Genomic DNA, 18083 nt, shown 5'->3' with positions numbered 1-18083 from the left:
GCTCTTCTACCGAAGCCTGGGAATGACCGCCAGCGGACGATGGCCGTGCTTTTCGAGGAAATCCGAAAGCCGCTCCAGATCGGGGTTGAGCGCATCGCCGTAGTCACCGGCGTGGATGCCGCCCGAGACGTAGAGCACGTCCAGGCCATTGTCGGCCGCGCCCTTCACGTCAGTCATCATGCCGTCGCCGATGCCGAGCGCCTCTTCGGGGGCAACCTGGCGCCCCAGAACTTCACCGGCTGCGTCAAGCGCGGCGGCATAGATCGGGCGGTGCGGCTTGCCCGAAACAAGAGTTCGCCCGCCAAGCAGCGTATAATCGCGCGCCAAGGCGCCGGCGCACCAGATCAGCCTGTCGCCGCGCTCGACCACGATGTCGGGATTGGCGCAGATGAACGGCAGGTTGCGCGAACGCAGCCGCTGCAGCATCTCGGTATAGTCCTCGGGCGTCTCGACTTCGTCGTCGAACAAGCCGGTGCAAACCACGGCATCCGCCTCGAACTCCTCGACCAGCTCGCAATCGATACCGTCGTAGATGGACTGATCACGCTCGGGGCCGAGATGGAAGATCTTGCGCGGCGCCGTGCGGATCAGGTCACGGGTGACATCGCCGGAGGTGACGATGCGATCCCATGCGTCCTCCGGCACGCCGATCGACGCCAGTTGCTCCACCACCCCGTCGCGCGGGCGCGGTGAATTGGTGATCAGCACAACGGCCAGCCCGTTCTCCCGAGCACGGCGCAAGGCCTCTCCAGCTTCGGGGAAAGGATCGATCCCGTTGTGCAGCACGCCCCAGACATCGCACAGCAGGGCGGCGTAGCGGTCGGTCAGGGCGTCCAGCGTTCCGATCGTTTCGGGCGACCCCGTCATGGCATTTCCTTCACTGTCGTCTTTCGTGGGATTGCTTGGGGCGAATGGCCCGGCGGCCCGGGATTAGCCCAAGCGCCGCAGCGTGTCACCACCTTTCGGTCGGGCCAGGCCCGGCCTGAGCCCCCCGGCGAAAGGGAACACGGAACCGGCCGCCGCTGTTCAGGCGGCCGGTCGCGGCATCAATCCATATGGGCAGCGGGCGCGGCTGCCCCGACCGGCGCCACCCTCGGCTTGCGCAGAAGCAGGGCCAGAGGAATGGCGCAGAGCGAGACGATCATCATCAACTTGAAGTCGTTGACGTAGGAAATCATCATCGCCTGCTGCGTGACCAGCCGGTCGATCTGGGCCAGAGCAGCCAGGTTTCCAGACGCCGCGTCCGGCGACAGCGCCTGCAGGCTTTGGTTGTAGGGCGTGATGTTGGCGATCAGCTCGGAATGGTTGATCTGCGTGTTCTGGGTCAGCATCACCGTCACCACCGAGATGCCGATGGAAGACCCGATATTGCGCACAAGGCTGAACAGGCTGGTGGCATCGGTGCGGTAGCGCGGGTCGAGCGTTGCGAAGGCAACCGTCGACAGCGGCACGAAAACCAGGCCCAGCCCCAGCCCCTGCACGATGCCGGTAACGATGATCAGATGGGAGTCCATCTGCGGCGAGAATCCGGACATCGTGTAGAGCGACTGCGCCGTCAGCAACAGGCCGGTGACGACCAGAAGCCGAGCGTCGATGATGCGCACCAGCCGCCCGACCATGAGCATCGAGATCATCGTGCCGACACCGCGCGGCGCCATGATGAGGCCGGTGGTGATGGTCGGATAGTTGAACAGCGTCGACAGCATCGGCGGCAGCAGCGCCAGGCTCGCCAGCAGGATCACGCCGATGACGAAGATGAACACCAGGCCGGTCGCAAAATTGCGATCCTTGAAGATCTTTGGGTCGATGAAGGTGTTCTGCCCCGTCAGCAGATGCACGATGAAGACCCAGAAGCCGATGATCGCGAGGCCCAGTTCGATCCAGATCTCGACCGAGGAGAACCAGTCCACCTCGGCGCCGCGGTCGAGCATGAGCTGCAGCGCGCCAACGCCAAGGCTGAGCATGGCGAAGCCGAAGAAGTCGAATCCGCGCAGACGCTTGGCCACGGCCGGCAGATAGGCGGCGCATCCGAGGAAGGCGATGATGCCGACCGGCAGGTTGATGAAGAAAACCCAGCGCCAGTTGAAGCTTTCAGTCAACCAGCCGCCCAGCGTCGGGCCGATGATGGGGCCGACCATGATGCCGGCGCCCCACAGCGCCATCGCCTGGCCGTGACGTTCCTTCGGGTTGATGTCGAGCAGGAAGGTCTGCGACAGCGGCACGATCGCGGCGCCGAACACACCCTGGAGCAGGCGGAAGGTCACCATGCTCTCCAGGCTCCACGCAACGCCACAAGCCATGGACGTGATGGTGAAGCCCACGACAGAGGTGAGGAAAAGTTCCTTGCGCCCGAAACGGTCGGACAGCCAACCGGTCACCGGCGTCATGATGGCCGCGGCAACGATGTAGGAGGTCAGCACCCAGTTGATGGTGTCGGCCGACGCACCGAGGTCGCCCACCATCGAAGGCAGCGCGACGTTCGCGATCGTGGTGTCGAGCACCTGCATGACCGTCGCAAGCATGATCGACACCGTTATCAGTCCCCGATGCGGGACCTCGGCGTGGGTTGTCGGGCTCATGGATTAGGACCTGAAATGCCGACGCCATCTTGGAAGGCGCCCGCTGGATTTTCCTGTTACTTCACGTTGTCGGCTGCGACCGCACTGGACAGCAGCCCGGGCAAGCCGCGGGCCACGCCCGTATCCACCGTCACGGTGGCGCTCATGCCGGTGCGCAGGGCGACATCCAGATGATCGGTGTCGACCTTCAGCCGCACCGGGATGCGCTGGGTAACCTTCACCCAGTTGCCGGTCGCGTTCTGCGCCGGAAGCAGCGAAAACTCCGCGCCCGTGCCTGCGCCAATCGCCTCGACCGTGGCCTTCAGCGGATGGTTGGGATAGGTGTCGAGCGTGACTTCAGCCTTCTGCCCCGGCTTCACATTGGTGAGCTGGGTCTCCTTGAAATTGGCATCCACCCACAGTTCGTCGGTCTCGACCAGGCTGAACAGCGGCGTGCCCACGCCGACGAACTGGCCCACCTTGAACGAAGAAGCCTGGGCAATCATGCCGTCGGCCGGGGCTCGCACGGTCGTCTGCTCCAGCGCGTAGGCCGCGTTGTCACGCGTCGCCTGCGCGGCGAGCACGGTCGGGTGCTTGTCGGTTTCTATGTCGGGATTGCCACCGAGGGCGGCACGCGCGCTGGCGATACCCTGAACCGCGGCGGCATGCTGCTCTTGCGCCTTGGCCAGGTCGCGGCGCGCCTGATCCAGGTTCGATTTCGAGCTGAAGCCGCGGCTTTCGAGCTCCATGCTGCGATTGAACTGCGACTGGAGATAGGTCACGTCACCGGCGGTCACGCGCTCCTGCGCCACCGCCTGGCTGTAGGCGGCCCGCAGTTGCTCGACATTCAGCTTTGCTGCTGCCAACGCGGCGTCCGCCTGCGCCAGAGCGATGCGATACGGCTCCGGGTCGACGACGAAGAGAACGTCCCCCGCCTTGACCATCTGGTTGTCGGCCACATTCACGCCGATCACGCGGCCAGCCTCCTGCGAGGCAATCGAAACCTTGGCCTGGCGCAGGTTGGCGTTGTCCGTCTCCTGGTAGCGTCCGCCGGTCACCCAGACATAGCCGCCGCCAACGATCAGCGCCAAGGGCAGCGCGAGCATGAGGAACATGCGGCCTGCGCGGCGCTTTCGCACCGGCTTTGCAGCCTGTTGATCAGGTTGGGCAACGGTCACCTTCGGCGAGAGCTTTTCCGCTTCGACCTCGGTGACATGGTCGTTGAGTTTCGAAACGGCATTCATCCTGTTGCACCCTTTGACAATGTCTGCTTGTGGTCCGGCGCTTCGGCGTCGGAAAGATTTTCAATGATCTTCGCAAGCCCACGGAGAACCCCCTGGCGCTCGCTGGGCGAAAGGCCGGTCAGTGCCTGCTCGAACACGTCCCCGGCCACTGCCCTGATCGCTCCAAATGCTTCGCGGCTTTTTTCGCTCGGAAAGATCATCCGCACGCGCCGATCGGCAGCATCCTGCCGCCGCTCAATCCAGCCGCCTTCCTCCATTCGGTCGAGCAGCCGCGACACACTGATCGGCTCGACTTCGAGCAATTCAGCCAGGCGAGCCTGCGCGACCCCTTCATCCTTCACCACGCGCACCAGCAGCCGCCATTGCGCCGAGGAAAGTCCATATTCGCGACCCAGCTTCTCAAAGCGCCTGCGCATCAAACGCCCCGCGTCATGAATGAGAAAGCCGAGCCTTTCCGTACCTTCGAATTCCATGAGCGCGATATATTATAAGCATGCTTAGCATTCAACAGCCGTCTTGCGCGGATCGCAAAGATTTGACTCGCCGGCTCAAAGGGCAACGCCTCGATCCGCCGCCCTCCTTCCAGAGGCCGAACAGCAGCGCACATCAGCAGGCAACAGTTGCTCCGGCAGCACACGAGGCGCTGGCCCGGCGCTCCTTTCGAATCCTTGGTTTGCAAGTGTGGAACAGGTCCCGCCCTGGCAACTCAGCCTTCAGCCGGACGGAGCAGACTGATGCGCTCCCTCAAAGCACGCGACCGGACGGCACGCACCGGCAACTTGAAACGACGCGCTATTTCGGACGGCCGCAGTTGCTCGGCCGCCAGCCGCCGCAGCTTGTTGATGTCCCTTTTGGTCCAGTACTTGTACTTGCCCCACCGCTTCATCTTGTTGGTGGGCACGCCGGCGCGCTCAGGGCAACGTCGCGACGACCCACTTTCCACAGCGAGAGAGATCGCAGCCTGCGCGGCAGGCAATTCGGTTTCGGTGTCCAGCGACATCGTTTAATCCAGCCCGAGGAGGCGCGCGCGAGGACCGCACGACGCGAACTCAGGCCGGATGAACTGCCAACCGACCGATGCGGTCATAAAGGCCCACGTACATCTGAGTGGGAATATTTATGCTGCAATTCACAGGTGTTAGCAATCGCCGCGTTTGGCCTTCGCCCGACCTGCGGCTTCTTGACTCCGAAACGGCCCCGGCTTATTTGATCCTCGCGTTAGCACTCCATCCCAACGAGTGCTAACGCTGGTCCGGGAAGCCCGGACGGAGGAATCGTTCAACATCCGCACCAAGGATAACCAAAATGGCAAAGTCGAATTTCCGCCCGCTTCATGACCGCGTGGTCGTTCGCCGGGTCGAGTCTGAAGAGAAGACTGCTGGCGGCATCATCATTCCGGACACCGCGAAGGAAAAGCCGCAGGAAGGCGAAATCGTTGCCGTCGGCTCGGGTGCTCGCGACGACTCCGGCAAGGTGGTTCCGCTGGAAGTCAAGGCCGGCGACCGCGTTCTGTTCGGCAAGTGGTCGGGCACCGAAGTCAAGCTCAATGGCGAAGACCTTCTGATCATGAAGGAATCCGACATCATGGGCATCATCGGCTGAATTCAGCAACCGCACCCATAGAATTTTGAATTTCGGGTCCGGACACGGCCCGCTCCAGGAGCTTAGAAATGGCTGCTAAAGAAGTAAAGTTTTCCCGCGATGCCCGTGAGCGCATGCTGCGCGGCGTCAACATCCTTGCCGACGCGGTGAAGGTGACGCTTGGCCCGAAGGGCCGTAACGTCGTCATCGACAAGTCGTTCGGTGCCCCGCGCATCACCAAGGACGGCGTGTCGGTCGCCAAGGAAATCGAGCTTGAGGACAAGTTCGAGAACATGGGCGCCCAGATGGTGCGCGAAGTCGCTTCGAAGACCAACGACATCGCCGGCGACGGCACCACGACCGCGACCGTTCTGGCCCAGTCCATCGTCCAGGAAGGCCACAAGGCGGTTGCCGCCGGCATGAACCCGATGGATCTGAAGCGCGGTATCGATCTGGCCGTTTCGGAAGTCGTGGCTCACCTCGTCAAGAGCTCGACGAAGATCAAGACCTCGGAAGAAGTCGCCCAGGTCGGCACCATCTCGGCCAACGGCGAGAAGGAAATCGGCGAGATGATCGCCGAGGCCATGCAGAAGGTCGGCAACGAGGGCGTCATCACGGTTGAGGAAGCCAAGACCGCCGAGACCGAGCTCGAGGTCGTCGAAGGCATGCAGTTCGACCGCGGCTACCTGTCGCCTTACTTCGTGACCAATCCGGAAAAGATGGTCGCCGATCTGGAAGACGCCTACATCCTGCTGCACGAGAAGAAGCTCTCCAACCTGCAGGCTATGCTGCCGGTTCTGGAAGCTGTCGTGCAGACCTCCAAGCCGCTGCTCATCATCTCGGAAGACGTCGAAGGCGAGGCTCTGGCCACGCTGGTCGTCAACAAGCTGCGTGGCGGCCTGAAGATCGCCGCCGTCAAGGCTCCGGGCTTCGGCGACCGCCGCAAGGCCATGCTGGAAGACATCGCCATCCTCACCGGTGGCCAGGTCATCTCCGAAGACCTCGGCATCAAGCTCGAGAACGTCACGCTCAACATGCTGGGCCGTGCAAAGAAGGTGTCGATCTCCAAGGAGAACACCACCATCGTCGACGGCGCCGGCCAGAAGGCCGAGATCCAGGGCCGCGTCGCCCAGATCAAGCAGCAGATCGAAGAGACCACTTCGGACTACGACAAGGAGAAGCTGCAGGAACGCCTCGCCAAGCTGGCCGGCGGCGTTGCCGTGATCCGCGTTGGCGGTGCGACCGAGGTCGAGGTCAAGGAGCGTAAGGACCGCGTCGACGACGCCCTCAACGCGACCCGCGCGGCCGTCGAGGAAGGCATCGTTCCGGGTGGTGGCGTTGCGCTGCTGCGCTCCTCGCTCGCCATCAAGGCGGAAGGCGAGAATGCCGACCAGGCCGCTGGCATCAACATCGTGCGTCGCGCTCTGCAGGCTCCGGCCCGCCAGATCGCCTCGAACGCTGGTGACGAAGCCTCGATCGTGGCTGGCAAGATCCTCGAGAACAAGTCGGCTACCTTCGGCTACAACGCCCAGACCGGCGAATATGGCGACATGATCGCGTTCGGCATCGTCGATCCGGTCAAGGTTGTCCGCACCGCTCTGCAGGACGCCGCTTCGGTCGCTGGCCTGCTGGTCACCACCGAGGCCATGATCGCCGAAGCCCCGAAGAAGGACTCCGGCGCTGGCATGCCCGGCATGCCCGGCGGCGGCATGGGCGGCATGGGCGGCATGGATTTCTAAGGAAATCCATAAAGCATCAGGCTTACGGAAAGGGCGCCCTTGCGGCGCCCTTTTTGTTTGCGCAGCGCCGATTCACCCCTGCCCCACGCGAAGCAATCTCGCAACTTTTTGCGTTGAAGGCCGTTAGCCGACGCCAACGAAAAAACTCGGGAGATACGGACATGGTGAACAAGGACCAGATCAAAGGCGTCGCAAAGCAAGCCAAGGGCGCTGTCGAGGAAGCCGCCGGGAAGCTCACCGGCAACAAGCGCACCGAGGCTGAGGGCAAGGTCGACAAGGTGGCCGGCAAGATCCAGAAGGGCTATGGCGACGCCAAGGAAAAGGTCAAGCGCACGCATTGAGCGTCTTGTTCTGGTAGCGGCGGGAGAAAGGCGGGCTTCAAGGCGCGCCTTTCTTCCTTTCGTGGCCTAGTCCTCACACGCTATGGTCGGGCCAGGCTGGCGAGGCGCACTTCGGTGCTGATGCCGGCGGGGCAAGCTCCTGACAACACCGGATTGACAGAACCGGGCAACGGTTCCGTTATGAAACAGGAAAGCTGCCGAGAGGGTCATGACCGAGAAACTTGTGATACGGAGACCCCCGGAGCGATCCAGGTCGTTCTCGCCCGTGGTCGAGCTAAGGCGATACACGCTCCACAACGGGCGCCGCGAGGACCTTATCCGCATCTTCGACGGCTATTTCATCGAAAGCCAGGAAGAGGCCGGGATGGATGTGATCGGCCAGTTCCGCGACCTCGACTGGCCGGACTGCTTCGTCTGGCTGCGCGGGTTCGATGACATGGTCTCGCGCAAGGCGGCGCTGGAGGCTTTCTACGGCGGTCCGGTTTGGGCGGCGCACAAGGATGCCGCCAACGCTACCATGATCGACTACAGCGACGTGCTGCTGCTGAAGCCGGCATGGGCGGGCTCCGCATTCGATCTTGCCGGAAGCGTGCGCGACGAATTGGGCAAACTTGCTTCCTTCGCGGTCTTGTCGGCCGTGATCTTCCACATCGCGCAGGAAACCGAGGCAGAGTTCGTGGCACTCATGGCGGAAGAGGCCGCACCGCTTCTTGCCCAGCATGGCGGCCCGCCGATAGCTGCCTTCGTGACCGAACACGCTGAAAACACCTTCCCTCGCCTGCCGGTGCGGGACGAAGAGAACGTATTCGTCTTCTTTCAGCGCTTTGCCGACGCCCTGGCCCATGCCCGCCACGAAGCCGCCCTCGAAGCCGACCCCGTCTGGACACAAGACCTCCTTCCGCGGCTGAAAAGGCATTTCACCCGGCCTTCGGAACGGCTTCGGCTGGCGCCCACGGCGCGTTCCCTGCTTTGAACCGATTAGGTTCGGCGTGCTTCCCACTCTGCACTTGAAGCCTATTGTGCAAAGCGGTAGGCCGTTGCCAGCGTTATAAAAATTTCCTGGAGGCGGCCTCATGAGCGCTCAAACAACCAGAACTGAAACCGATACTTTCGGGCCCATCGAAGTCGCGACCGACCGCTATTGGGGCGCGCAGGCGCAGCGTTCGCTTGGCAACTTCAAGATCGGCTGGGAGAAGCAGCCGCTGTCGATCGTGCGGGCGCTGGGCATCGTCAAGCGGGCAGCCGCCGAAGCCAACATGGCGCTCGGCAAGCTTGACCCCGCCATCGGCGACGCCGTCGTCAAGGCTGCGCAGGAAGTCATCGACGGCAAGCTCAACGATCACTTCCCGCTGGTTGTCTGGCAGACCGGCTCCGGCACCCAGTCCAACATGAATACCAACGAGGTGATCTCGAACCGCGCCATCGAGATGCTGGGCGGTGTCATGGGCTCGAAGAAGCCGGTCCACCCCAACGACCACGTCAATATGAGCCAGTCGTCGAACGACACCTACCCGACGGCCATGCACATCGCCTGCGCCGAGCGGATCATCCATGACCTGCTGCCGGCGCTGAAGCACCTGCACGCGTCGCTGGACGCCAAGGCCAAAGCCTTCGACCACATCGTCAAGATCGGCCGCACCCATACGCAGGACGCCACCCCGCTGACGCTTGGCCAGGAATTCTCCGGCTATGCCGCGCAGGTCGCGTCTTCCATCAAGCGCATCGAGATGACGCTGCCCGGCCTGTGCGAACTGGCGCAGGGCGGCACCGCAGTGGGCACCGGCCTCAACGCGCCGGTCGGCTTCGCCGAGAAGGTCGCCGAGCGCATCGCCGACATCACCGGCATCGACTTTGTGACGGCGCCGAACAAGTTCGAGGCGCTGGCGGCCCATGATTCCATGGTGTTCAGCCACGGCGCCATCAACGCCGCCGCCGCGGCGCTGTTCAAGATCGCCAACGACATCCGCTTCCTCGGCTCGGGCCCGCGCTCGGGGCTGGGCGAACTGTCGCTGCCGGAAAACGAGCCCGGCTCTTCGATCATGCCCGGCAAGGTCAACCCGACCCAGTGCGAGGCGCTGACGCAGGTCTGCGTGCAGGTGTTCGGCAACCATGCCTCGATCACCTTCGCCGGCAGCCAGGGCCATTTCGAGCTCAACGTCTACAACCCGTTGATGGCCTACAATTTCCTGCAGTCGGTCCAGCTGCTGGCCGATGCGGCGATTTCCTTCACCGACAACTGCGTGGTCGGCATCGAGGCGCGCGAGGACAACATCAAGGCCGCGCTCGAGCGTTCGCTGATGCTGGTCACGGCTCTTGCGCCGACGATCGGCTACGACAACGCGGCCAAGATCGCCAAGACCGCGCACAAGAACGGTACGACGCTGCGCGAGGAAGCGGTGGGTGGCGGCTATATCAGCGAAGCGGACTTCGACCGCCTGGTGCGCCCGGAGGACATGACCCGTCCGGGCTGACCGCTCGCCTGATCCCTCGGGACGACCCAATCCGCGCTCCGTCGGGCAGCTGTGCACGCCGGGGTGCGGATTGGGTGTGAATCGGTGTACAATGCGTTCGGAAGTTTCGATCTCGTCTTGAAACCAGTTCCGCGTTACTCCGCGTCATCGAACATCGTCTCAGGGGAAGAAACATGCCCAACAGTGCCATCGTACTCCTCGGCCGCATTCTGCTGTCGATCATCTTTATCCTCGCCGGCTTCGGCAAGCTGACCGGCATCGCCGGAACCGCACAGTATTTCGCCAGCTACGGCCTGCCCGTGCCGACCGCCACGGCCGTGATCGTCGGCCTGATCGAACTCCTCGGCGGCCTTGCCGTTCTCATTGGCCTTCAGACCCGCATCGCTGCCTATGTGCTGGCGCTGTTCTGCATTGCCTCGGCCTTGGTCGCGCACATGAACTGGGCCGACGCGGGCCAGCTCATCAATTTCCAGAAGAACCTGGCCATGGCCGGCGGTCTCCTGGTCCTTGCCGCCTTCGGCGCTGGTGCCTATTCGGTCGACGGCCGGCGCGGCTAACCGAAAGCAGACACACGCTTCAGCAAAAAAAGGCCCGGTTCGACCGGGCCTTTTTCGTTGGACGACCTGTCGCTACTTGCCGGCCACGAAGGCCGGTTCGCCCTCCACGGCCATGACGAGCTTGCGCCCGATCAGCTTGCCGAGCTGTCCAAGCCGGCCTGCCGGGCGCTCTCCGAGCAAGTCGCCGAATTCCGACGGGATCACCAGTGCCAGAACCCCATCGTCGCGTTCTTCCCAACGCAGTTTGGGGATAACCCCCGGCATCGAGGCCGAAAGGAGATAGACGACCCGGAACAGCGCGCCCAACAACCGGGCCCGCTCCAGATAACGAGGCGTGGCCAGCGACCTGAGCTCGGCAGCGCCGGCATCGTTGGAAATGCCTTCATGGCGGTAGAGGCTGGCCAGCGCCAGATAGGCGCGGCCGGGATGGTCGACGCCGATGAACGAGGCATGCGCGATGATGTTGAGCGACTGCGTGCCCCGATATTCCGGGTGCGCGCGCCAGCCGATGTCTGCCAGCAGACATGCCGCCTGGCGATAGCGGGCCTCGTCCTCGGTCTCGTCGACGCCGAAAGCCGCGAAGGACTGGCCGGTCCAGCGCGCCAGCTCATGCGCATGGGTGACCGAACGGGCGCGCAGCACCGCCAGTTCCTCCGACGCGGAAATGAGGGGGTCGAGCTTCTGTTCGCGCGGCGACAGCAGCGAGTAGAGGAAGCCCTCGCGCACGCCATGGGCCGAAACCACGACCTTGGACGGCTTCATCTTGGCGATGATCTCGAGCAGAACGGCCGCGCCATATGGCAGGAGCGCGCGACGGTTCTTGGACACGCCTTCGATGCCCTTCATCTTGTCGACATCGCCCTTGGCGACCTGGCGCAGGAAGGGCAGGCAGCTGTCGATGCTCATCTCATAATGATGCATGACGCTGAGCGGATAGTTCGTCATGTTCATATGCAGCCGGGCAAGGTTTCGCCACGTGCCCCCCACCGCATAAAACACCCTGCCCTGCCCCCGCCTCAAGAGCCTGGCCCGGGCCATCTCCTCGCGGGCAATGCGTGCCGCCGCGGCAAGCGAGTTCCTGGCCATGTCCTGCAGGCGGAGGCCGCCCAGTGGCAGCGTTATGCCGTCGCCGATATTCTCGCCTTCGACCTCGACCAATTCGAGACTGCCACCGCCAAGGTCGCCCACGATGCCGTCGGCCGGGTGGAAGCTCGACAATACGCCGAGGGCCGAATAGTGGGCTTCCTCGCGGCCGCTCAGAACGCGGACTTCGGTGCGCAGGATCTTCTCGGCGCGGTGGATGAAATCAAGGCCGTTTTCCGCCTCGCGCGCCGCGGCAGTGGCGATCACGTAAAGGTCGCCGGCGCCAGCCTGGTCCGAGAGTGCGCGAAATCGCCCGAATTCCTCTATGGCGCGGGTAACCGCCTCGGGGTCGAGCTTTCCTGTCGCAACAATGCCGCGCCCCAGCCCGGCAAGCATCTTCTCGTTGAACAGGATGGTGGGCGAGCGGGCGATGCCTTCATAGACCACCAGGCGAATCGAGTTCGACCCGATATCTATGACGGAAATCGGTCGGCGATCCTGCAATCGCCCCTGGGATCGTGCGATCATCAGGAGGGTTAGCCCTGGATAGCTAGGGTTTTCTTGCGGCGCTTGAACTGCGCGATGCGCTTGGGCGCATGCGACTTCAAGGCGTCGCCCCGTCCTGACAGGCTAGGATTGGTCATGAAGTATTCCTGCGCGTTGAACGGTTCTTCGCCCTCGTCCGGCACGATGCGCCGCGAGGTACCGTCTGCCAATACTTCGAAACTTTGCTGGTTGTCCATGATATTTCCCAGCATGATCTGGCCCAGCACCTGCTCATGCACGGTCGGATTCAGGATGGGAACGATCGTTTCGACGCGGCGGTCGAGGTTGCGCGGCATCAGGTCGGCCGAGCCGATGTAGACGATGGCATCGTCCGATGGCAGGCCATGGCCATTGCCGAAGCAATAGATGCGGCTGTGCTCGAGGAAGCGGCCGACGATCGATTTCACCCGGATGTTCTCCGACAGGCCGGGCACCTGCGGTCTCAGGCAGCAGATGCCGCGCACCACGAGGTCGATTTCCACGCCGGCAAGGCTGGCGTCGTAGAGCGCGTCGATGATGATGGGGTCGACCAGCGAGTTCATCTTCATCCAGATCTGCGCCGGCCGGCCAGCCTTGGCATGCGCGACCTCGTCGGTAATGTGCTTGAGAATGCGGCTCCTGAGCGTCAGCGGCGACATCGCCAGCAGCATCTCTTCGGTCGGCTGCGCGTAGCCGGTGATGAAGTTGAACAGCTGCGCCACATCCCGCGCAATATGCGGGTCGGTGGTGAAGAAGGAAAGGTCGGTGTAGATGCGCGCCGTGACCGGGTGGTAATTGCCGGTACCCAGATGCACGTAGTTGCGCAGCCGCCCCTCTTCCCGGCGCACCACCAGCGACATTTTCGCATGCGTCTTCAGTTCGATGAAGCCGAACACCACCTGCACGCCGGCGCGCTCCAGGTCGCGCGACCAGCGGATGTTCGCCTCCTCGTCGAAACGCGCCTTCAGTTCCACCAGCGCCGTGACCGACTTGCCCGCTTCGGCGGCGTCGATCAGCGCGCGAACGATGGGGCTGTCGTTTGAGGTCCTGTACAGCGTCTGCTTGATTGCCACCACGTCGGGATCGGCTGCTGCCTGCCGCAGGAACTGCACCACCACATCGAACGATTCGTAGGGATGGTGGACAATGAAGTCCTTCTCGCGGATCGCCGCGAAGCAGTCGCCGCCATGGTCGCGCACGCGCTCGGGGAAACGCGGGTTGAAGGGCGGGAACTTCAAGTCGTCGCGCGGAAGCGCCACGATTTCGGAAATCTGGCTGAGTGCCAGCGGCCCGGTCAGCACGCTGATGCGAGAAGGCGACACACCAAGCTCGGTGGCCACGAACTCGCGCAGTTCGTCAGGCATCTGGTTGTCGAATTCGATGCGGATCACCTGGCCGCGCCGCCGCCGCTTCAGGGCCGTCTCGAAGAGCTGGACCAGGTCCTCCGCTTCCTCCTCCACCTCGATATCGCTATCGCGAATGATGCGGAACGTGCCCGCGCCCTTGACCTCATAGCCGGGGAACAGCTTTCCGATGAACAGGTTGACGGTGGCTTCCAGAGGAATGAAGCGCACGCAGCTCTTGCGTGACGGCAGCCGGATATAGCGCTTCAGCGCCGGAGGAAGCCGCAGCAATGCCGTCATTTCCTCGCCGCTGTCGCGCTGGCGCAGTTGCAAGGCGATGGAGAAGCCAAGGTTGGGGATAAAGGGGAACGGATGCGCCGGATCGATCGACAGGGGCGTCAGAACCGGGAAAATCTGCTCCAGGAAGTGTTCTTCCAGCCAGGCCTTCTCGTCCTTGTTCAACGCGTTGCCCGCGACGCTTTCGATACCCTCCTTTTTCAGGAGCTCCGCCAGGCTGGACAAGCTCTTCTGCTGGTCCTCCTGCAGGCGCTCCACCTCCACCAATATCTGTTCGAGCTGCTGCTCGGGCGTGCGGCCGTCCGGGCTGCGGACAGCTATCCCCTGCCGGACCTGACCGGCGAGGCCCGCCACACGCACCATGAAGAACTCGTCGAGATTGGCGGCGGAAATCGAGAGGAAGCGTACTCGCTCCAGCAGCGGATGCCGCTGGTTCTGCGATTCTTCCAGCACTCGGCGATTGAACTGAAGCCAGGAGAACTCACGATTGACAAATCGGTCCGGGTTGCCGGAGGAAACGTCGCCGTCGGCAGTGCTTACGGTGGTGAATTCGGTCTGGACCGGCCTGAGTTCGTTCATTTCCCTCTTTGTCCTTTTACGGCGCTTTGCCGCTCGTTGCGCCTAGCTTACCTCCTGACAGGGATTTGCGACAGTTTGATTTCGCACGGCTTGCAAAGCGATTGGCGAAGCACCAAACCCCTGCTATGAGCAGGCTGCAAGTGACAGGAGAAAGCCATGGCCGGCGGTTCCATTCCCCATTTCCAGAATGACGCGGGTCACGCCGTGATCGAGATCGGCGTGAAGGAATTCATGTGCGTGGGTGCCACCCCGCCCTTCGACCATCCGCACGTGTTCCTCGACATGGGTGCCGATTCGGAGAAGGTCTGCCCCTATTGCTCGACGCTCTATCGTTTTAACGCCAGCCTGAAGGCCAACGAGACGCGCCCGGAAAACTGCCTCTATAAGATCCAGGCCGCCTGACAGGCGTTTTCGCGCGGCGGCCGGTCCAATGGACATCTCGCGCTCCCGTCAGATTATCGTCGCAGGAGCCGGCATAGCCGGCCTCGCAGCGGCCCTCGCATTTGCCCGGCGCGGCTTTTCGGTCGAGATCTTCGAGCGCTCCGAAAGCCTCGTAGAGGTCGGCGCGGGCCTGCAGCTATCCCCTAACGCCACCCGTATTCTGGATCGATTGGGCGTTCTGGAGTTGCTCCTGCCGAAAGCGGTGCACCCTCAGAGCGTGATTCTGCGCGACGCAAGGACGCTTACCGAACTCGCCCGCGTGCCTTTGGGCGCCAGCGCCGAACAGCGTTGGCGTGCGCCCTATCTGGTCGTCCACCGGGCGGATCTGCAGGCCGCGCTGCTGGAGGCCGTATCGCGTCTGCCTGCGATCAGGCTGACCAAGGGCGCTGAGCTGCGCGAGTTTAGCGGCGATGGCTCTGGTGTCGCAGCCAGCTTCCAAGCGCCCGGCGGCACTACCGCAGACACTATCGGCCTGCTTCTTGTCGGCGCGGACGGCGTCTGGTCCTCGGTGCGAGGCCTGGTCGGTGGAGGCGGCAGCCAGTTTCACGGCGAACTGGCCTGGCGGACGGTGATCCAAAGCGACAGCGAGGCGGGGCGCGCATTCGCCTCGTTCGCTTCTGACAATGCGGTCAATGCCTTCCTGCATTCGGGCTCCCACCTCATTGCCTATCCGGTGCGCGGCGGCGCAGCGTTCAATCTCGTCGCCTTCACGCCCGGCAAGGCGCTTGCCGAAGGCTGGGCGGACAAAGCCGACATCGCCATGCTGAAGCGGGCGATGCGCCACACCGCCCCTGCCCTGGCGCGACTGGCCGAAGATGCGGGACCGTGGACCGCATGGCCGATCCATACCGTGCCGGCGAAATCCCGCTGGGTTGCCTCGGGCGTCGCGCTCATCGGCGACGCCGCGCATGCAATGACGCCCTTTGCGGCACAAGGCGCGGCCATGGCCATCGAGGACGCCGACACGCTAGCCGCCTTTGTGGCCGACAGGTCGGGTGAGCTCAATGCCGCCCTCGCCGCATGGGAAGCTTCGCGGCGGCCGCGCGTGGCGGCTGTCGCCCGGCGCGGCGCCTTCAATCACTTTGCCTGGCAGGCCTGGGGGCCGGTCGCGCTGGCCCGCAACCTCGTGCTCAGGACCCGTCCGCCGGAAAAGCTCGCCGCCGACCTCGACTGGCTCTACGGCTGGGAACCCACATTGGGCTGAACCTTCCGGGTTTCCACCAGCCCGCACTGCTTCCATGCCTCGTTGGAGGTCAGTCGCCCTGACAAAAAAGCCCGGCTGGATTCCAGCCGGGCTCTATTCGTACGCTATTGCAGCAGCGCCGGTCAGGTGCCGGCGCTGGCTGATCAATGCAGAATCTGCGACAGGAACAGTTTCGTCCGCTCATGCTGCGGATGGTCGAAGAACTCGCTCGGCGTGTTCTGCTCCACGATCTGGCCCTGGTCCATGAAGATCACCCGGTTGGCGACCTTGCGCGCAAAGCCCATCTCGTGGGTCACGCACAGCATGGTCATGCCTTCTTCGGCCAGACCGACCATGGTTTCCAGCACTTCCTTGATCATTTCCGGGTCGAGCGCCGAGGTCGGCTCGTCGAACAGCATGATGCGCGGGTTCATGCATAGCGAACGCGCAATCGCCACGCGCTGCTGCTGGCCGCCCGAAAGCTGGCCGGGATATTTGTGAGCCTGTTCGGGAATCTTCACCCGCTTGAGGAAATGCATGGCGACTTCCTCGGCCTGCTTCTTCGGCATCTTGCGCACCCAGATCGGCGCGAGCGTGCAGTTCTCCAGGATCGTCAGGTGCGGGAACAGGTTGAAGTGCTGGAACACCATGCCGACTTCGCGGCGCACCTCGTCGATCTTCTTGAGATCGTTGGTCAGTTCCTTGCCGTCGACGATGATCTTGCCCTTCTGGTGCTCCTCCAGCCGGTTGATGCAGCGGATCATGGTCGACTTGCCCGAGCCAGACGGGCCGCAGACAACGATACGCTCGCCGCGCATCACGCGCAGGTTGATGTCCTTCAGCACATGGAATTCGCCATACCACTTGTGCATGCCCACGATGTCGATGGCCACATCCGTTTCCGAGATGTGCATCTTGGCGGCGTCGACCCGGATCTCTTCGGCTCTGACTGCGTTTTCTGTGGCCATAGGCCGAACCCCTTTATCGTTTGTGACCGGTAGCAAGCCGGTGTTCCATATAGATCGAATAGCGTGACATGCCAAAACAGAACAGCCAGAAAATGAACCCCGCGAAAACCAACCCACTGATCGGCGTTTGAGGCGAGGCCCAGTTGGCGTCCGAGAAGTTCTGGCGCACGATGCCAAGCAGATCGAACATGCCGATGATAGTCACCAGGCTCGTATCCTTGAAGAGCCCGATGAAGGTGTTGACGATACCGGGGATTACCAGCCGCAGCGACTGCGGCAGTATCACCAGGTTCATCGTCTGCCAGTAACTGAGGCCTATCGACGCCGCTCCCTCATACTGCCCCCTGGGGATCGCCTGCAGACCACCCCTGACCACTTCGGCCATATAGGCGGAGGCAAACAGCACCACGCCGATCAAGGCGCGCAGGAACTTGTCGAAGGTCATGCCGGCCGGCAGGAAAAGCGGGAACATGACGCTGGCCATGAACAGCACCGTCACCAGCGGCACGCCGCGGATCGTCTCGATGAAGATCACACTCGCAAGCTTGATGACCGGCAGCTTGGAGCGCCGCCCCAGCGCCAGCAGGATGCCGACGGGCAGCGATACCGCTATGCCTACGATCGAAAGTACCAGCGTGATCGTCAGGCCACCCCAGCGCGCGGTTTCGACGAAAGGCAGGCCGAACACACCGCCCACGAGCAGGAAGAAGGCAATGAAGGGAAAGGCTGCGAAAAGAAGGATGGCGTTGAGCCGCTTGTAGGGCGCGCCCGGCACCAGCAAGGGCCCCAGCAGCCCGACGAAGATCGCGCCGGTGAGCAGCACGCGCCAGCGCTGGTCGATCGGATATTGCCCGAACATGAATTGCAGGAACTTCGCGCGCACGAAAGCCCAGCACGCACCGGACCAGCCATCGGGCTGGATGCCGCCCTGCGAGACCGTGGCGCAGAAGGTGCGGTCCGTTCCGAACCATTGCGCCTCCAGAAACGCCCACCGGAACAAGGGCGGCAGTATGAGCGCCAGAAGGGCGAGGCCCAGGATGGTGAGAATCGTATCGGGCACCGAAGCGAAGAGATTTTTGCGCAGCCAGGCCACGGCGCCCTGCTCGTTGACCGGCGGGCGCTCGTCTGCGTCCAATTGCTGGCGCACATAGACGAGATCGGATTTGTACATGG

General features: G+C 63.2%; 17 protein-coding genes. 8 read left to right on the top strand and 9 right to left on the bottom strand.

Annotated elements, in window-relative coordinates; all coding sequences use genetic code 11:
• Nucleotides 1-6: 6 nt before the first annotated feature.
• The 5 genes from ABLE86_RS08395 to ABLE86_RS08375 form a co-directional block, all read right to left on the bottom strand.
• The gene (locus tag ABLE86_RS08395) at nucleotides 7-867 is read right to left on the bottom strand and encodes a TIGR01459 family HAD-type hydrolase (RefSeq protein WP_348778460.1); all 861 of its coding nucleotides are present in this window, start codon (nucleotides 865-867) and stop codon (nucleotides 7-9) included.
• Between the two features lie 179 nt (nucleotides 868-1046).
• The gene (locus ABLE86_RS08390; protein WP_348778459.1) at nucleotides 1047-2579 is read right to left on the bottom strand and encodes a DHA2 family efflux MFS transporter permease subunit; all 1533 of its coding nucleotides are present in this window, start codon (nucleotides 2577-2579) and stop codon (nucleotides 1047-1049) included.
• A 56-nt stretch (nucleotides 2580-2635) separates the two neighbouring features.
• Complete coding sequence (locus ABLE86_RS08385) at nucleotides 2636-3802, bottom strand: HlyD family secretion protein (RefSeq protein WP_348778458.1); 1167 nt, start codon at nucleotides 3800-3802, stop codon at nucleotides 2636-2638.
• Complete coding sequence (locus ABLE86_RS08380) at nucleotides 3799-4275, bottom strand: MarR family winged helix-turn-helix transcriptional regulator (protein ID WP_348778457.1); 477 nt, start codon at nucleotides 4273-4275, stop codon at nucleotides 3799-3801. Before ABLE86_RS08380 ends, ABLE86_RS08385 begins: the two co-directional genes overlap by 4 nt.
• 233 nt (nucleotides 4276-4508) lie before the next feature.
• Nucleotides 4509-4802 (bottom strand): hypothetical protein, encoded by a 294-nt coding sequence (locus ABLE86_RS08375; protein ID WP_348778456.1) that lies wholly within the window; start codon nucleotides 4800-4802, stop codon nucleotides 4509-4511.
• Nucleotides 4803-5107: 305 nt separating this feature from the next.
• Here ABLE86_RS08375 and groES point away from each other — a divergent pair, with 305 nt between their 5' ends.
• The 6 genes from groES (at nucleotide 5108) to ABLE86_RS08345 (ending at nucleotide 10491) form a co-directional block, all read left to right on the top strand.
• A complete protein-coding gene (gene groES / locus ABLE86_RS08370) occupies nucleotides 5108-5404 on the top strand; it encodes a co-chaperone GroES (protein WP_348778455.1) in 297 nt (98 codons plus the stop codon).
• A gap of 68 nt (nucleotides 5405-5472) precedes the next feature.
• Nucleotides 5473-7122 (top strand): chaperonin GroEL, encoded by a 1650-nt coding sequence (groL, locus tag ABLE86_RS08365; protein WP_348778454.1) that lies wholly within the window; start codon nucleotides 5473-5475, stop codon nucleotides 7120-7122.
• A gap of 161 nt (nucleotides 7123-7283) precedes the next feature.
• Nucleotides 7284-7463, top strand: a complete 180-nt coding sequence (locus ABLE86_RS08360) for a CsbD family protein (RefSeq protein ID WP_348778453.1) — start codon at nucleotides 7284-7286, stop codon at nucleotides 7461-7463.
• Between the two features lie 208 nt (nucleotides 7464-7671).
• Nucleotides 7672-8436, top strand: a complete 765-nt coding sequence (locus ABLE86_RS08355) for an NIPSNAP family protein (RefSeq protein WP_348778452.1) — start codon at nucleotides 7672-7674, stop codon at nucleotides 8434-8436.
• Between the two features lie 100 nt (nucleotides 8437-8536).
• Nucleotides 8537-9934, top strand: a complete 1398-nt coding sequence (gene fumC / locus ABLE86_RS08350; RefSeq protein WP_348778451.1) for a class II fumarate hydratase — start codon at nucleotides 8537-8539, stop codon at nucleotides 9932-9934.
• 173 nt (nucleotides 9935-10107) lie between these two features.
• Nucleotides 10108-10491, top strand: a complete 384-nt coding sequence (locus tag ABLE86_RS08345; protein WP_348778450.1) for a DoxX family protein — start codon at nucleotides 10108-10110, stop codon at nucleotides 10489-10491.
• Between the two features lie 72 nt (nucleotides 10492-10563).
• Here ABLE86_RS08345 and ppx read toward each other — a convergent pair whose 3' ends face one another.
• Together ppx and ABLE86_RS08335 are read right to left on the bottom strand one after the other, a co-directional pair.
• A complete protein-coding gene (ppx, locus tag ABLE86_RS08340) occupies nucleotides 10564-12102 on the bottom strand; it encodes an exopolyphosphatase (protein ID WP_348778449.1) in 1539 nt (512 codons plus the stop codon).
• 8 nt (nucleotides 12103-12110) lie between these two features.
• Nucleotides 12111-14318: an RNA degradosome polyphosphate kinase gene (locus ABLE86_RS08335; RefSeq protein WP_348778448.1), complete on the bottom strand. Its 2208-nt coding sequence runs from the start codon at nucleotides 14316-14318 to the stop codon at nucleotides 12111-12113.
• 156 nt (nucleotides 14319-14474) lie between these two features.
• On the opposite strand from ABLE86_RS08335, the gene ABLE86_RS08330 reads away from it, so the two are divergent.
• Together ABLE86_RS08330 and ABLE86_RS08325 are read left to right on the top strand one after the other, a co-directional pair.
• A complete protein-coding gene (locus ABLE86_RS08330) occupies nucleotides 14475-14720 on the top strand; it encodes a zinc-finger domain-containing protein (RefSeq protein ID WP_348778447.1) in 246 nt (81 codons plus the stop codon).
• A 28-nt stretch (nucleotides 14721-14748) separates the two neighbouring features.
• Nucleotides 14749-15963 carry an FAD-dependent monooxygenase gene (locus ABLE86_RS08325; RefSeq protein ID WP_348778446.1) on the top strand — a complete coding sequence of 405 codons (1215 nt, stop codon included), beginning with the start codon at nucleotides 14749-14751 and terminating at the stop codon, nucleotides 15961-15963.
• Between the two features lie 143 nt (nucleotides 15964-16106).
• Here ABLE86_RS08325 and ABLE86_RS08320 read toward each other — a convergent pair whose 3' ends face one another.
• Both ABLE86_RS08320 and ABLE86_RS08315 read right to left on the bottom strand, forming a co-directional pair.
• On the bottom strand, nucleotides 16107-16910 hold the full coding sequence (locus ABLE86_RS08320; RefSeq protein ID WP_348778445.1) for an amino acid ABC transporter ATP-binding protein: 804 nt from the start codon (nucleotides 16908-16910) through the stop codon (nucleotides 16107-16109).
• Nucleotides 16911-16923: 13 nt separating this feature from the next.
• Nucleotides 16924-18081: an amino acid ABC transporter permease gene (locus ABLE86_RS08315; RefSeq protein WP_348778444.1), complete on the bottom strand. Its 1158-nt coding sequence runs from the start codon at nucleotides 18079-18081 to the stop codon at nucleotides 16924-16926.
• Between the last annotated feature and the right edge of the window lie 2 nt (nucleotides 18082-18083).

It is taken from the genome of Mesorhizobium sp. KR2-14 (genome assembly GCF_040049255.1).
Classification (GTDB): domain Bacteria; phylum Pseudomonadota; class Alphaproteobacteria; order Rhizobiales; family Rhizobiaceae; genus Pseudaminobacter.
Note: the sequence above shows the minus strand (reverse complement) of the source record. Positions and strands in the feature narration are given on the sequence as shown.